We start from the raw sequence: 15,775 nt of genomic DNA on the forward strand, positions 1-15,775 counted from the left end.
GAAGACCCACCGAATACTCGGTGGGTCTTCGTCGGTTACATCGGGAGTCTGTGGATCAGCCGACCACCGTGGTGTCGTAGTAACCGTCGCCATCGGTGTCGACGTGCACGGTGTCGATGTAACCGTCGTTGTTCGCGTCCTCGTGCATCTCGTCGGCGAATCCGTCACCGTCGGTGTCGTACTCCTCGTAGTTGGCGATGCCGTCACCGTCGGTGTCGGTGAGAGCGGTGTCGATGATGCCGTCTGCGTTGGTGTCGTAGTACTCGGTGGCCATGATGTCTCCTGTGAATCGGTGCTGTTGATTCTCTGTCTTGGTGAAGCAGTCAGAGATAGGAGACGTCGCGGCGCACGAATGTTCCCGCGGATTTTGAGGGATGCCGCTCTACATCTGCCAGTGCACCGGCCGCGAGATGATCTCGTTCAATCGGCGCCGGTAGTACTTGGCCGTTTCTTCCACGAACGCGCTCATCGCGGTGGCTGACGCGTCTTGGTCGCGCTCACGCATGGCGTCGAGAACGTCCTGCTGCATCTCGACCGCAGCAAGCCGGGTCGCCATCGGGTGCTCGCTGGGTTCGGCGTCGCGCACCAGCAGCCACAGTGTTTCCATCACGATGCGCAGAGCGGGGTTCCCGGCGGCTTCGTACACCCCGCGCTGGAACACGGCGTTGTTCTCCTGGAAGTTGGCGTAATCGCCGGGGTCCTCGCGCATGCGGTCGAGCGCCAGTTGCATGGTCTCGAGCTGGTCGTCGGTGACGTTCGCCGCGGCCTGACGGGCGACGATGGGCTCCATCATCAGCCGGACGTCGATGACGTCGCTGATGTTGGCGCCGTTGATCTGCAGGAACAGCTTCATCGTGTTGCCGAGCGACTCGAGCTCCGGCCGCTTTGCCACCGGGCCGCCACCGATGCCGGACTTGATCGTCACGAGGTCGCGGCTTTCGAGCAGACGCAGCGCCTCACGGACGGTCGTCCGCGCCACCCCGTGCTCGGCGACCATTTCTTTCTCTGTGGGCAGCCGTTGTCCGACGACGATTCCGCCTCCGAGGATCTGATCCGCGATCACGTTGGCCACACGCGCCGAGATCTTGGGGGCGCGCGCCCGCGGAACGCTTTCCTCGATGGTCATGTGTTTCTCCCCCGCCTCCAAGTTCGTCTCGCAGTGCTAACCATACCTAGGGACAGTGTGATGTGCGCCAAGTCTGTACATAGTTAGCGGGATTAGATACTGTAGTCCGTGTCAGAAAAGTACTCACGGGGGCGAGGAGGTGGTCATGTATCCCACACGGCCACCGAATGCTGCTCTGACGCAGAGATATAGGAGCGCCGGGCACTGGCGCGATCAGCCCGTCGCCCACTTCCTAGAGCAGGCCTCCGCTCGATACCCGGACGCTGTTGCGGTGATCGACGGCGCGCGTCGCGTCACCTTCAGTGAACTCGACGACGCGTCGGCACGGCTCGCGGCAGCGCTGCGCGGTCGCGGTGTGCGGTCCGGCGACGTCGTGGCGTTCCAGCTGCCCAATTGCGCCGAGGCGGTCATCGCGTTTCAGGCCATCATGAAGCTCGGCGCGATCGCCAACCCGATCGTTCCCATCTACCGAGCCCGGGAAGTCCGATTCATCCTCGGGCAGGCCCGCGCAAAGGTGGTGCTCATCCCCGGAACGCACCGCGGTTTCGATTTCGGGGCAATGTACCGGGACCTGGTGACCGACCTGCCCGACCTGCAGCTTGTCGTCTCCATCGGAGGAAACCCCGTCAGCGCGGCGGTCGGCACCACGTTGGACGAATTGGTGAAGTCGGCAACCCCGCAGGCCATTTCGGCTGTACGTAATCTCCCACCGGCCGACCCTGACACTATCTGCCTGTTGCTGTACACCTCTGGTACCACCGCTGACCCCAAAGGCGTTCTGCACAGCCACAACACCCTTGTCTACGAGAACCAGTCGATGATCACCTGGTTCGGATTGAACGAGCGCGACGTGATCTTCAACCCTTCACCGGTCACCCATGTGACCGGGGTGAACTGCGCGCTGACGCTGCCGTGCCTACTCGGCACAACGGTTGTGCTGCAGGATATCTGGGACCCCGAGGCGGCCTTGGATCTCATCCGGTCCGAGCACGCCAGCTTCATGATCTTCTCGACGCCTTTCCTCCGGGGCCTGCTCGACGCGGCCATCGCAGCGAAACTCGATACCCCTTCCATCCGCTACATCGCTTGTGGCGGAGCCGATATCCCCGACTCGCTGACCGCAACCGCAACCGAGCGGCTGGGTACGGTCACGAGGATGTACGGCGCCACCGAGGGCCCGTCTGTCACGGCGTCCGACCGGTGGGACCCCATCTACCTGCGCACCAAAACCGATGGACGGCCGATCTCACCCACTGAGGTGATCGTCGCCGACGACGACGGCACGTCCGTTGCCACAGGCGCGGTGGGCGAAACCCTCTGGCGTGGACCGGACACCTTTCTCGGATACCTCGATGAGCGCCTGAACAAGACCGCCTTCACCGACGACGGCTTCTTCCGTACCGGTGACCTGGGTCGCTTCGACAGCAGCGGCGGTATCCACATCGTCGGACGTATCAAAGATGTCATCAATCGCTCGGGCGAGAAGATCAGCGCACACGACGTCGAAAACCAACTCAGCGAGCATCCGGCTGTGGTCGAGGTGGCCGTTGTCGCCGGGCCCGATGCCCGGACCGGTGAACGCGGGTGTGCGTTTGTGGTGACCCGAGATCAGCGCGATCTCACACTGCCCGAGGTACACCGATTTCTTCTCGAACGAGAGATCGCGGTACAGAAGATCCCGGAGAGCGTCTTCGTGGTCGATTCTCTGCCGAAGACAGCCAGCGGCAAGGTGCAGAAGTTTGCGCTGCGCGACTGGACCCGCGATCGAGATGCGCTCCCACCCCAGATGACGGCGATGAAATTCGCCGCGACACACGAGAAATAGGGACCCAATGACCGTTCAGACGCCTGGGATCGAACATCTCGTCGTCACCGAGCCGGAACCGGGTATCGCACTCGTCGAACTTGCCCGCGGCAAGGTGAACGCGATCGACACCCAGATGTACGACGAGATCGCACGAGTCTTCGACATGCTGTCCGACAACCAGGACATCCGCGCCATCGTCCTCACCGGCCGCGGCAGGATCTTCTGCGCGGGCAATGATCTCGGCAACTTTCGGGTGATGGATTCGGTGAGCGGCGACGTCGAGATGCGCAGCGTGAGACGGGCACTCTTCGGGTTGTACGACTGCGCGTTACCCGTTGTCGCTGCCATCAACGGTCCCGCTCTCGGTAGTGGTCTTGCGTTGGCCTCGCTGAGCGACATCGTGGTTGCCTCCGACCGGGCGACGTTCGGCCTTCCGGAGATGGGTGTCGGCGTCCTCGGTGGAGGCCGGTTCACCGCCAGGATGCTTCCACAGCAGGCGATGCGACGGATGTTCTTCACCGCCGAGCCCGTCGATGCAGAGACCCTGCGCGGCTGGGGTGCACCCCTCGACGTGGTACCGCACGCCGAACTCCTCGAGGTCGCGATGTCGCGGGCGCGCGTCATCGCCGCCAAGAGCCGATACGCGCTGACCCTGGCAAAGCAGTCGCTGAACGGGTGCGAAGACGTCGATCTCAAACGCGGCTACGAACTCGAACAGACCTTCACCGTGCGACTCTCCGAGCATCCCGACTCCAAGAAGGCAGTCGAGGCCCGTATCGCCGAGATGTCGAAAGGAAGGAAGCCATGACCCCGAGCCCGGGATCGAGTGGATCCGTCGACGCACAGGTGATCGACATCGACGTGTTCTCCGAAAAGTGCGTTGCGTGGCTCGACGAGCACCTCGATCGAAGGGAGGCGGGGCCGACGGTTGCGGCAGACCCGAACTACGCAATTTTCCACAACCACACCCACGACGAGGAACGCGACCTGATCGACGCCGCCCGGGACTGGCAGCGAAAAAGGGTCGATGCCGGGTTCGGTGCCATCACCTGGGGTCCGGAATGGGGTGGCGCCGGCCTGACTGCCAGCCACGAACGCGTGTACGTCGGCCTCGAGCGGCAGTACGTCACGCCGGACCGTCACGAGACCGTGCTCGTGACCGTCGAATTGGTGGCGCCCACGCTTCATGCGCTCGGCACCGAGGAGCAGCGACAACGATTTGTCCGACCATTCCTTCGAACCGACGAACTGTGCTGCCAGCTTTTCTCCGAACCCGGCGCCGGTTCCGATCTGGCCGGGCTGTCCACCAAAGCTGTGGCCACCGGCGATGGTTGGCGCATCAACGGGCAGAAGGTGTGGAGCTCGGGTGCACAGTTCTCCGAGTGGGGCCTGCTCATCGCCCGCACCGATACCACCGTGGCCAAACACCGTGGGATGACGGCGTTCATGGTGCCGATGGATGCGCCTGGCGTCGATGTACGACCCATTCGGCAGAGCTCCGGTGGATCGACGTTCAACGAGGTCTTCCTCACCGACGTCGAAATACCTGACTCGCTGCGCGTCGGTGCCGAAGGTGACGGTTGGAAGGTCGCGCTCACCACGCTTGGCTTCGAACGCAATTCGAGCGCGGGGATCGTCAGCGCCGGCGGTAACAGCGCTGATCTGGTGCGTCTGGCAAAGAGTCAGGGCATCATCGGCGATCCCCTGGTACGCCAGCAATTGGCAGACGCTGCGATCTACGAGCGCGCCTCGGCACTGATGGTGGCTCGTTACGCCGAACGTGAGCAATCGGGAGCCGTTCCGGGAGTTGAGGGTTCGATCGGCAAACTCGTCTGGACCCAGAACCTCAAGCGGATCGGCGACGCCGCCGCATCGTTCCTCGGCCCGAAGATCCTCGCCGACACCGGAGAGCCGAACACGTTCGCCTGGACCGATCATCTCCTGGGCGCACCCGGCTATCGCATAGCGGGAGGCTCTGACGAGATCCAGCGAAACATCATCGGCGAACGCGGGCTCGGACTGCCCCGCGAACCACGTTAGGAGATCGGCAAATGCCTCTCGAATTGACGGTCGAACAGCGCGATCTCGAATCAAGTCTCCGGTCGTCGCTGGCCCGCACCGCAGCCGGCGACAACGTCTGGGACTCGCTGCTGGAGATGGGTCTGACCGAGGTCCCGTTCCCGGAGAACTACGGCGGAGCAGGGTTCACCCTGAAGGACACCGCTGTGGTGATGGCCGAACTGGGCCGGTCACTCGGCGCCGGTCCATACTTCTCCTCGGTCATCCTGGCAGGTTTCACTCTGCTGCATGCAGGTTCGGATGCCGCCAAGACACAACATCTTCCGACCATCGCGGATGGCAGCGTGACCGCCGCACTCGTGACCGGATACCCGTTTGCGTCCACGTCGATCACCGCGTCCGGAGGTGACGACAACACAATCGTTCTCGACGGTGCTCAGGAGGCCGTGGTCACCGGAGCCGATGCTGATCTGCTCGTCGTCGTCGCCGAGGGACCCTCGGGTCCGGAGTTGGCGGTCATCGGCGGGCACGCCGCCGGCGTAACACGCACCGCGCGTGAATCACTCGACTTCACCCGGCCACTCGCGCGGATCGAGTTCACCGGGGCGTCAGCGGCGCGCGTCGGCGGTAGCCACCTCATAGCGGGTCTCGACAAGGCGCAGGCCATCGCCATCACCGCGCTCGCCGCTGAGCAGGTGGGGGCTGCCCGCGCCTGCCTGGAGATGTCTGTCGACTACGCCAAGACCCGGCAACAGTTCGGACGTGCCATCGGATCGTTCCAGTCAATCAAACATCGACTCACCGACATGCTGGTGGCGATCGAACTGGCCGAGGCCGCTGTACTCGATGCCGCTGACGCCGATTCTCGCAGTAGCGGCGAGTTGTTCGTCGCTGCCGCGACGGCCCGAGTGCTCGCCTCGCGAGCCGCGACCTTCGCGGCCGAGGAGTCCGTGCAGATCCACGGCGGCATCGGATTCACTTGGGAGCACCCGTTGCACAGATACTTTCGCCGGGCCAAGACGAGTGAACTGTTGTTCGGCAACACCGCCGTGCACGCCGAGACAGTTGCCGCCGCGCTGGTGCCCTGAGTCCTTCGGTTACACATCCCCTCCGACATCGGCCACATCCTCCGGTTGTAACCGGAGGATATGGCCGTAACCGGAGGATATGACCCGCGGGTCAGGCGATCACAAGAAGCAGGTCCCCACCATCGACCTGTGCTGCACCACTGATGGGCACTCGGCTGACGGTGCCGGAGCGGGGCGCGGTGATCGCGGCCTCCATCTTCATCGCCTCGATGCTTCCCACCGATTCACCCTGCTCGATGGCGTCGCCCTCTTTGACCGACAACGTGACCACACCGGTGAAGGGCGCCGGTACCTGCCCCGAATCGGTGCGATCGGCCTTTTCGGCTTCGCGAGTGGTCGTCTCGACGCTGCGGTCACGAACTTGCACCGGTCTGAGCTGACCGTTGAGTATGCACAGCACATTGCGCATGCCCAGGGCATCGGGTTCGGAAATGGCTTCCAGACCGATCAGCAACTCCACGCCGGGTTCGAGTTGCACCCGGTGCTCCTCTCCTTGACGCAGCCCGTAGAAGTATTGATTGGTCGACAGCTGCGCGGTGTCTCCGAAGTTGTCGCGGTGGTTTTCGAATTCCGTTGTCGGGCCGGGGAACAGCAGCCGGTTCAACGTCTCCCGCTTGACATCGCTCGGCCCTGACAGCCCCGACAGCTGTTGTTCCGTGAGGGGCGTGACCGCTCTCGGCTCGGCCCGACCGGCCAGCGCGCGAGATCGCAGCGGCTCGGGCCAGCCACCGGCGGGGTCGCCGAGGTCGCCGCGGAGAAAGTCGATGACCGACGACGGGATGTCGTAGGACGATGGTTCGGCTGCGAAGTCGTCCGCCGTTGCGTCGGCTCCGACAAGCGCCAACGCCAGGTCGCCGACCACCTTCGACGACGGGGTCACCTTGACCAATCGGCCCAGAATCCGGTCGGCACCGGCATAGGCCGACTCGATGTCCTCGAACCGATCGGCCAAGCCGAGCGCCAATGCCTGCTGGCGCAGATTGGACAGCTGCCCGCCCGGGATCTCGTGGGTGTACACGCGGCCGGTGGGTGCGGGAAGTCCTGACTCGAATGGCGCATAGTTCGAACGGATTGCGGCCCAATACGGCTCGAGGTCGCACACGGCGCTGAGATCGAGCCCGGTGTCACGTGGTGTGTGCTCGGTCGCGGCCACGATCGCCGACAACGCCGGCTGACTGGTGGTGCCGGCCAGCGCGGCGCTGGCACCGTCGACGGCGTCGACACCGGCGTCCCAAGCCGCGAGGTAGGTGGCCAACTGACCGCCCGGGGTGTCATGGGTGTGGAGATGAACCGGTAGATCAAATTGTGAACGCAGTGCCGTGACAAGGGTTGCGGCGGCCGGGGGACGCAGCAGACCGGCCATGTCCTTGATCGCCAGAATGTGTGCGCCGGCCTCCACCAGTTGTTCGGCGAGTCGCAAGTAGTAGTCGAGTGTGTACAGATCCTCATCTGGATCGGTCAGATCGCCGGTGTACGACATCGCCACTTCGGCGACAGCTGTGCCCGTGTCGCGAACCGCATCGATCGCCGGGCGCATCTGGTCGACATTGTTGAGCGCATCGAAGATCCTGAAGATGTCGACTCCCGTGTCTGCCGCCTCGCGAACGAACGCATGGGTCACCTCGTCGGGGTAAGGCGTGTATCCCACCGTGTTCCGGCCTCGCAGCAGCATCTGTATGCAGATGTTCGGCATCGCCTCACGCAGCGCAGACAATCGCTCCCATGGGTCCTCGTGCAGAAAGCGCAGCGCCACATCGTATGTCGCTCCTCCCCACGCTTCCACCGACAGCAGATGCGGTGTCATCCGGGCAACGTAGGGCGCAACGGCGACGAGATCACGGGTTCGTACGCGCGTTGCCAGCAAAGACTGATGGGCATCCCGGAATGTGGTGTCGGTGACGGCCAGAGCCGTTGAGCGACGGAGGTCTGCGGCGAACCCCGTCGGTCCGAGGCGCAGCAGCCGATCCCGCGATCCGGCCGGAGGTGGGGCGCCGACGTCCACCGCCGGTAGCTTGTCCACGGCATAGACGGTGGACGGACGCTCGCCGTGTGGCCGGTTGACGGTGATGTCTGCAAGGTACCGGAGGATGCGAGTGCCCCGGTCCGCGGAGACGTTCTGGGTCAAGAGCTCCGGGTGGTTCTCGATGAAGGAGGTGTCGACCCTCCAGGCCAGGAAGTCGGGATTGTCCAGGACTGCCTGCAGGAAAGGGATGTTGGTCGCCACGCCACGTACACGGAACTCGGCGATCGCCCGCCGGGCGCGGGCCGCTGCGGTGGCGAAGTCGCGTCCTCGGCAGGTGAGTTTGACCAGCATCGAGTCGAAATGCGAACCGATCTCCGACCCGAGTCCGACACTGCCGTCCAATCGGACGCCGGAGCCGCCAGGTGTGCGATAGGCCGTGACCCGGCCGGTGTCGGGGCGGAACCCGTCGGTGGGATCCTCGGTGGTGATCCGGCACTGCATGGCGGCGCCGCGGATCTCGATGGAGTCCTGCGTCAGTCCCAGATCGGTCAGCAACTCACCCGACGCGATACGCAGTTGCGCCGCAACCAGATCGACGTCGGTGATCTCCTCGGTGACGGTGTGCTCCACCTGGATCCTGGGGTTCATCTCGATGAAGACGTGATTGCCGTACGGATCCAGGAGAAACTCAACGGTGCCGGCACAGGTGTATCCGATGTGTCGAGCAAACTTCACCGCGTCAGCGCAGATACGTTCGCGCAGTTCGGGATCGAGTCCTGGCGCGGGAGCCACCTCGACAACCTTCTGGTGTCGCCGCTGCAACGAGCAGTCCCGCTCGAAGAGGTGGATGACCTCGCCGCTGCTGTCACCCAGGATCTGGACCTCGATGTGCCGGGGGTTGACCACCGCCTGTTCGAGGAAGACGGTCCCGTCACCGAACGCCGTGTTCGCCTCTCTCGATGCAGCCTCGATGGAAGACCGGAGTGACTCCGGGTCGGCGACACGTCGCATTCCTCGGCCGCCGCCGCCGGCAACCGCCTTCACGAACACAGGGAATCGCATTCCCTCCGCTGCGGCGACCAGCTCGTCGACATCATCGGATGGCGCGCAGGAGGCAAGCACCGGCAGCCCCGCGGCTCGGGCCGCGGCAACAGCGTGCGACTTGTCTCCGGTGAGCCGGAGTATGTCGGCGGACGGGCCGACGAAGGTGATCCCCGCAGCTGCACAGGCAGCGGCCAGGCCCGGATTCTCGGAGAGGAACCCGTATCCGGGGTAGATCGCGTCGGCACCAGCACGTTGTGCGGCCGAGATGATCTCGTCGACAGAGAGGTAGGCGCGAACGGGATGGCCTGGTTCACCGATCTGATACGCCTCGAACCCTTTGGCGCGATGGGCCGAGTTGCGGTCTTCGTACGGGTAGACGGCAACCGTGGACGCACCCAGTTCAACGGCGGCACGAAATGCGCGAACCGCGATCTCGCCACGGTTGGCGACCAGGACCTTTGTGAACATGGGCGTTCCTCTCTTGTCAGGACGATGCCGGGAACGGCGAATCACACCGCACGGGCAGGCACGGTGTGGCGAGGTATGTGAGCTGAGTCTCTCATGTTTCGCCATCACTTACTAGATGGACAGTCAAGTTAGTAAGAAACGGCAGTCGACTGAGAATGTTGCTCAACTTGCTGCGCAATATCTCTGTACATGTTTCTATTTGGGCGATGTTTCTATAGTGTGACTTGAAATACAGTCCGTCAGCCGCCTTCAGGAGGACTCGATGAGCAACGCGCCACGCGCCGACCACTGGATCACCGATTGGGAGTTCAGTGAGCGCTACCCCGTCTACACACGGGCGAACGCGGGAGAGGTCCTGCCCGACCCGTCGAGTCCGCTGAACGTGACACTCGTGTGGAACAAGGGTCTCAACATCGGGTGGCGCGAAGGCTACGTCGAGCACCTCGGAACCCACCTGGCCTCCGAGATCGACGAGACGATGCCCGAAATCATCGGCAACTTCGGCGGCTACCACTACACCAACTTCTCGATGACCGAACTCAACGGCGCTCGCCTACCGGGCCTGACCGTGCCGGTGTGGAACCGCCTCTGGGTGGGCGATCACCCCGACCTGCCGGAGTACGAGCCAAAACCGGGCCACGAGAACGCTGAACTGACTGCGGGTCTTGCCGAGAAGACCGCGTGGGCATTGACCACCGATACCTATCCCGAGGCCGAAGAGACCAAGCGCCGCGCCGACCTCGCGCGTGAGCAGCGTCCTGACCTCAGCGCCCTGAGCGATCAGGAATTGGTCGACCACGCACGATCATTCGTTCCCGACCTGGTCTTCTGCTACGCCTACCACCCGGTCACCACCACACTGTCCACGATGGGACCGGCAGTGGCCGGCGCCCTGCTCGAGTCCATCGGTGAGAGCGACAAACTCGGCGATCTGCTGAGCGGATTGGGCGGTGTCGACTCGGCCGCCCCGTCTTTCGCGATGTGGAAGATGGGCCGCCTGGTCGCTGCCTCCGACGAATTGACCACCATCTTCGACGGTGGTCTCGCCACTGTGCTCGACGCGGTCGACGCCAGTGAATCCCCCGATGCCAAGCAGTTCCGCATCGACTTCGACGACTTCCTGTACAAGTACGGCTCCCGGGCGCCGAACGAATGGGACATCCGTTCGGACAGCTGGGAGACCAAACCTGTTCTCGCACTGATGGCGATCAACGGCATGCGCCTGAGTCCCGACGATGCCGATCCGGAGCTGATCCTCGAGCGCAATCAGGCCAAGCGCATCGCGCTCACGGCCGAACTCGCCGACAAGATGCCCGATGCAGACACCCGCCAGAGCTTCCTCGACGCAGCCAAGTCGATCACCAAGTTCATGCCATGGCGCGAACGAACCAAGACATCGTGCGTCAAGGTGATGGGTGAGATGAGAGCGGCACTCTACGAATTGGGGCACCGCATGGTCGCCCGCGGAGTGATGGACGACCACCACGACATCACCATGCTGCTCGACACCGAGCTCGACGACTTCGCTGCCGACCCCGAGTCGTTCTCGGCCACCATCGCCGAGCGTCGCGAGCAATACCTCCAGTTGTTCGACCTGGAACCACCGTTCTTCCTGTTCGAGCCGCTCCCCCTGTCGCAGTGGCCGCGCCGGACCGAACACAAATCGGAGCCCGCCCTGCCGGGCGACACTCTGAGCGGCGTCGGTGGCGCTCCGGGCGTGAGCCGGGGACGAGCTCGAGTACTTCACGACCCCTATGACGCAGGCGATCTCGCTGAGGGCGACATCATCGTCGCACCGCAGACGGACCCGGCCTGGACCCCGTTGTTCGTCTTTGCCGGTGGTGTGGTGGTGAACGTCGGGGCCACCATCACCCACTCGTCGATCGTCTGTCGCGAACTGGGCATTCCCTGTGCGGTTTCGGTCCAGGATGCGACCTCACGCATCCCCGACGGCGCGATGATCGAGGTGGACGGCAACACCGGGACAGTGACCGTACTGTGACGCTGAAGGTCGGTCTCACCCTCCCCCAGCTCGGAGCACACGTCGATGCGACGGCGGTGCGCGACTTCGCGGTCGCCGCAGAGGAACTGGGTTTCAGCAGCCTGTGGGTTCAGGAGCACCTGTTCTATCCAGAGCAGAACGAATCGATCTACGGCGGCAGGCACACCACCACCGTGCACCCGGCCTACCGCTCGGTGCTCGGCGCCACCGAGCTCATGGCGTTTGTTGCCGCGTGCACACAGAAGGCGATGATCGGCAGCAGCATCCTGGTGGCCGGGTATCACCGACCCATCGAACTGGCTCAGCGTCTTTCGACGCTCGACGTGCTGTCCGGTGGCCGATTGGTCGCCGGGCTCGGCGCGGGCTGGTCAGACGAAGAGCACGGGCAGATGGATGTGGATCCGCGTACTCGCGGACGACGGATGACCGAGTTGGTCGCGGCGGTCCAGGCATGTTGGGGACCAGACCCGGTCGAGTTCTCAGGCGACTTCTTCAACATTCCCAGGTCCGTGGTTCGGCCCAAACCGGTCCAGCAGCCACACCCGCCGCTGTTGTCCGGGCTGCGTTCGGCCGCCGGATTGGCCCGTACCGCAGCACTCTTCGACATCTGGAATCCCAGCAGCGGGACTGCGGAGGCGTTGCTCGATCAACTGCAGACCATGCGCGAGGTACGGCCGGATCAGCTCGCCCCCGTACGCCTCTTCTTACGCTCGTACCTGCAGCGACCGACCGATGCCGTCGGTTCCGGTGGCCAGGGTGTCGACGGCGTCCGCCGCGACATCCGGACCGCCGTGGCGGCAGGAGCCGAACAGTTCATCGTCGAGATCAATTTCTGGGACGAGATGCGGTCCACCCGAGACTGGGCACAGACGCCCGCCCGGCTGGCCACCTTGCTCGAGACCGCCGAAGAAGAGTCGGCAGCAGCACAATTGGCGAAGGAGAGTGTGTAAGTGAAGGCAGCCGTGTGGGCCGGAGACGGCCGCGACCTCACGATCGAAGACATCCCCCGACCCGAGCCACGCCGCGGCGAGATCCTTCTCAAGGTCACCGCCTGCGGCGTGTGCCACACCGACCTGCACGTGCTCAAGTCGGAGGTGAAGTTCCCGGCACCCGCCGTACTCGGACACGAGGTCTCCGGCGTGGTGGAGCAGATCGGCGACGGCGTGGACAACGTTGCTGTCGGCGACCGGGTTGTCTGCAGCTTCATCATGCCCTGTGGCGACTGTCGTCACTGCGTGCGCGGACTGGAGGACCTGTGCGAGAAGTTCTTTGCGCACAATCGATTGAACGGCACTCTCTACGACGGCGAGACCCGGCTGGCGCGCGAGGACGGTACGTCACTTGCGATGTACTCGATGGGCGGGTTGGCCGAGTTCTGCGTGGTCCCGGCTTCTGACGCTTTCAAGGTTCCGGATGGTGTGGGCCTCGGTGAGGTGTCGATTCTGGGATGCAGCTCGTTCACCGCGCTGGGCGCGGTCAACAACGCGGAGCTCGACCTCGGTGACCGCATCGCAGTGATCGCTGCCGGTGGCGTGGGGTCGTCGATCGTACAGTTCGCTGCGGCCGCCGGAGTGGCGCAGATCATCGCCATCGACGTCAACGATGAGAAGCTCAAAGCCGTTGCCGCACTTGGTGCCACCCATACCATCAATTCCAGCACCACCGACGTGGTCGCCGAGGTCCGGGCGCTGACCGACGGCCACGGTGTGGACGTGGCCTTCGAGGCATTGGGCAACAAACACACCTTCGCCACGGCGATGGAGATCCTCGACGACGGTGGTCGCGCCGTGGTGGTCGGCATCGCCCCCGCCGGCTCCTCGGGAGAGATCGACCTCGCCCGGCTGGTTCGCCGCAAGCTGGAGATCCACGGTTCGTATGGAGCCAAGGCACGGCGGGACATGCCGGCGCTGCTCCGGATGGTCTCGGGCGGCATCGTCGAGCCCGAGCGCGTCATCACCCGTCGGTACACGCTCGATCAAGCGGACGAGGCGTACAAGGCTCTCGCGCGCGGCGAGATCGTGGGACGTGCGATCATCGAGATGCCGTCATGACCCAGGCCGAGAACGGTTCGGTTGCAACCGGACTCGTCGCGGTCGTGACAGGCGCTGCCTCCGGCATCGGCCGGGCCGCCGCCGAGCTGATCCTCGAACGCGGCGGTCGCGTGGTCGCGTTCGACCGGACCGCCGACAGCCTGGACTGGCTCAGCGGCAACGACCACGCAGTGCCCTTCGTCGGCGACGTCACGCTGAGCGTCGACAACCGGGACGCGATGTCAGTGGCTGTCGAAACATTCGGGACCCTCGATGCGCTGATCCTGAATGCCGGGGTTCCGGCGTCGGGTTCGATCGAGACCCTCGACATGGATGTCTTCGACCGGTCGATCGACGTCAATCTCCGCGCGGTGGCCCTCGGTATCCGCGAATCGATTCCCTTCTTCCGCCGGGCAGGCGGCGGTTCCGTGGTGATCACCTCGTCCGCCACCGCCATGGGCGGTGAGCCCAACCGGTGGCCCTATGCCGCGGCCAAGGCCGGCGTCGTCAATCTCGCCAAGTCACTGGCACTGGATCTGGCCAACGACTCGATCCGGATCAATTGCGTCTGCCCGGGGCCCATCAGCACAGGCATGACCAAACGCATCGAAGAGAACACGCCGGAGCGGTACGAGTCGCTCAAAGCCATGGTGCCACTGCACCGTTGGGGTACCGCACGCGAGGTCGCCGAGGTGATCGCGTTCCTCGCCTCACCGCTGGCGTCGTTCGTGACAGGAACCGCGATTCCGGTCGACGGCGGCGCCACCTGCGGGAGTGGCCAGACTGTTCCCGTGCCCGCTCCCTGACCTCAGCCGCCCGGCGACGGCGTGGCCGGCTCGGTCGTGGAGGTCGGGGGTGTCGCGGAGGAGGGTGCCGCTGCCGGGTCAGCTCCGGGTACGGAACCCTCGCCATAGAAGACCGGCATGATGGCTTTGAGGATGGTGAGTGCCGAACCCTCGCCGGTGGGCACGGTGGCCAGGTTGGTGCCGATCGTGATTGTGAGCCCGGTCTTCGGGTCGTGGCCCATGAACGTCATGAATCCTGGGATCTGTCCGTCGTGTCCGGTCAACTCGGGACCAAAGCGGGCGATACCGAGCCCGTAACCGGCGGCGGCCGGATTGCCCGGATCGGTCGGGGTGATACTGGCCAGCCGTATCTGTTGCATCTGTTGGTCGAGCAGACCACCTCCCACCAAGGCGCGGACATAGGTCGCCAGATCGCCCATGGTCGAGATTGCCCCACCCGCCGTCCACGCCCATGACGGGTTCGCGTCGGTTTCATTGTTGGGCTTGAGGGTTCCGTTCAGCGCCAGAGGCTGCTCGGCAGCGGGCAGTTCGTAGGTGTTGATCGTCGACACATTGGTCCCGAAGGAGTAGCCGTTGGGGTGTGGGTCCGGGATGGCTGCATCCGCGGGTGGCGGCAACGAGGTGTTCTTCAGTCCCAGTGGCTCGAAGATCCTCTCGGCGAACGCCTCCGATGCAGTCTTCCCGGTGAGCTGTTCGATCAACAACCCCAGAAGGACGATGTTGGTGTTGCAGTAGTCGAACCGTGCACCCGGTTCGAACTGCACCTCGTGAGAGAAGGCGATATCGAGGAGTTCCTGCGGCCTCCACACCTTGCCCGGATCAGCGTCAAGAGTCGCGTTGAAGCCGGGGTCGAGGGTGTAGCTGTAGAGCCCGCTGCGCATCTCCGACAGCTGGGCCACGGTGATGCGATCGCCGTTCGGGACCCCGGGAATGTACTTCCCGATCGGGTCATCCAGCGCGAGTTTGCCTTCCTGCACCAGTTGCAGGATCACCGTCGACGTCATCGTCTTGGTGTTGCTCCCGACCCGGAAATGGTCGTCGACGGCCATCGGTTCGTTCGCTCCGATGGTGCGCGTACCGAACGCACGGGACCAGTCACCGTGCCCGGGCCAGCTGACCATCACCACCGAACCGGGGATGACGTTGTCCGCCATGGTCTTCTCGATGAGCGGCGTCAAGGTCGCGGCGAACTCCGGCGGGGCCGAAGTGGGACTCGTGGCTGACGTGGAACCGGCGGGCGTAGATGCCGATGACTGTGAATTGCTGTCGGTGGAAGTGCTGCACGCTGTGGCTATGACGCACACCGCGACGAGTGAAGTTCCCATGAGCTTGCCGGCACGAATCATCTGCGTCTCTCATCCAGGTCGAATCATCGGGAGACTACCTGGTGTTGCACGATTCCACGCCGGAACCCTGGTGAAT

The 15,775-nt window shown here is 64.3% G+C and carries 12 protein-coding genes; 8 read left to right on the plus strand and 4 right to left on the minus strand.

The window, feature by feature from the left end; translation table 11 throughout:
- Positions 1-55: 55 nt before the first annotated feature.
- Positions 56-274, minus strand: coding sequence for a hypothetical protein (locus tag CSW57_RS10070; RefSeq protein WP_023958664.1), 219 nt, complete (start codon positions 272-274; stop codon positions 56-58).
- Positions 275-382: 108 nt separating this feature from the next.
- Entirely contained in the window at positions 383-1,126 is a 744-nt protein-coding gene (locus CSW57_RS10075) for a FadR/GntR family transcriptional regulator (RefSeq protein WP_099382668.1), read from the minus strand.
- 145 nt (positions 1,127-1,271) lie between these two features.
- Here CSW57_RS10075 and CSW57_RS10080 point away from each other — a divergent pair, with 145 nt between their 5' ends.
- Genes CSW57_RS10080 through CSW57_RS10095 form a run of 4 tightly spaced genes read left to right on the plus strand, consistent with a single transcriptional unit; the run spans position 1,272 to position 6,040 of the window.
- Entirely contained in the window at positions 1,272-2,951 is a 1,680-nt protein-coding gene (locus CSW57_RS10080) for an AMP-binding protein (RefSeq protein ID WP_099383286.1), read from the plus strand.
- A gap of 7 nt (positions 2,952-2,958) precedes the next feature.
- The gene (locus tag CSW57_RS10085) at positions 2,959-3,741 is read left to right on the plus strand and encodes an enoyl-CoA hydratase-related protein (protein WP_099382669.1); all 783 of its coding nucleotides are present in this window, start codon (positions 2,959-2,961) and stop codon (positions 3,739-3,741) included.
- The gene (locus CSW57_RS10090; protein ID WP_099382670.1) at positions 3,738-4,973 is read left to right on the plus strand and encodes an acyl-CoA dehydrogenase family protein; all 1,236 of its coding nucleotides are present in this window, start codon (positions 3,738-3,740) and stop codon (positions 4,971-4,973) included. The genes CSW57_RS10085 and CSW57_RS10090 overlap by 4 nt, the downstream gene beginning before the upstream one ends.
- An 11-nt stretch (positions 4,974-4,984) precedes the next feature.
- A complete protein-coding gene (locus CSW57_RS10095) occupies positions 4,985-6,040 on the plus strand; it encodes an acyl-CoA dehydrogenase family protein (protein WP_099382671.1) in 1,056 nt (351 codons plus the stop codon).
- A 91-nt stretch (positions 6,041-6,131) separates the two neighbouring features.
- Here the strand turns inward: CSW57_RS10095 and CSW57_RS10100 are convergent, their stop codons facing one another.
- Entirely contained in the window at positions 6,132-9,515 is a 3,384-nt protein-coding gene (locus tag CSW57_RS10100) for a pyruvate carboxylase (RefSeq protein WP_099382672.1), read from the minus strand.
- 262 nt (positions 9,516-9,777) lie between these two features.
- Here CSW57_RS10100 and CSW57_RS10105 point away from each other — a divergent pair, with 262 nt between their 5' ends.
- Genes CSW57_RS10105 through CSW57_RS10120 form a run of 4 tightly spaced genes read left to right on the plus strand, consistent with a single transcriptional unit; the run spans position 9,778 to position 14,353 of the window.
- A complete protein-coding gene (locus tag CSW57_RS10105; protein WP_099382673.1) occupies positions 9,778-11,517 on the plus strand; it encodes a PEP-utilizing enzyme in 1,740 nt (579 codons plus the stop codon).
- The gene (locus CSW57_RS10110; protein ID WP_223249165.1) at positions 11,514-12,467 is read left to right on the plus strand and encodes a TIGR03619 family F420-dependent LLM class oxidoreductase; all 954 of its coding nucleotides are present in this window, start codon (positions 11,514-11,516) and stop codon (positions 12,465-12,467) included. The genes CSW57_RS10105 and CSW57_RS10110 overlap by 4 nt, the downstream gene beginning before the upstream one ends.
- Positions 12,468-13,568, plus strand: coding sequence for a zinc-binding dehydrogenase (locus CSW57_RS10115; protein ID WP_099382674.1), 1,101 nt, complete (start codon positions 12,468-12,470; stop codon positions 13,566-13,568).
- The gene (locus CSW57_RS10120; RefSeq protein ID WP_099382675.1) at positions 13,565-14,353 is read left to right on the plus strand and encodes an SDR family NAD(P)-dependent oxidoreductase; all 789 of its coding nucleotides are present in this window, start codon (positions 13,565-13,567) and stop codon (positions 14,351-14,353) included. Before CSW57_RS10115 ends, CSW57_RS10120 begins: the two co-directional genes overlap by 4 nt.
- A gap of 2 nt (positions 14,354-14,355) precedes the next feature.
- On the opposite strand, the gene CSW57_RS10125 is transcribed toward CSW57_RS10120, so the two are convergent.
- The gene (locus tag CSW57_RS10125) at positions 14,356-15,678 is read right to left on the minus strand and encodes a serine hydrolase domain-containing protein (RefSeq protein WP_223249166.1); all 1,323 of its coding nucleotides are present in this window, start codon (positions 15,676-15,678) and stop codon (positions 14,356-14,358) included.
- Positions 15,679-15,775 lie beyond the last annotated feature (97 nt).

The sequence above is a fragment of the Williamsia muralis genome (genome assembly GCF_002735905.1).
Lineage (GTDB): Bacteria > Actinomycetota > Actinomycetes > Mycobacteriales > Mycobacteriaceae > Williamsia > Williamsia muralis_A.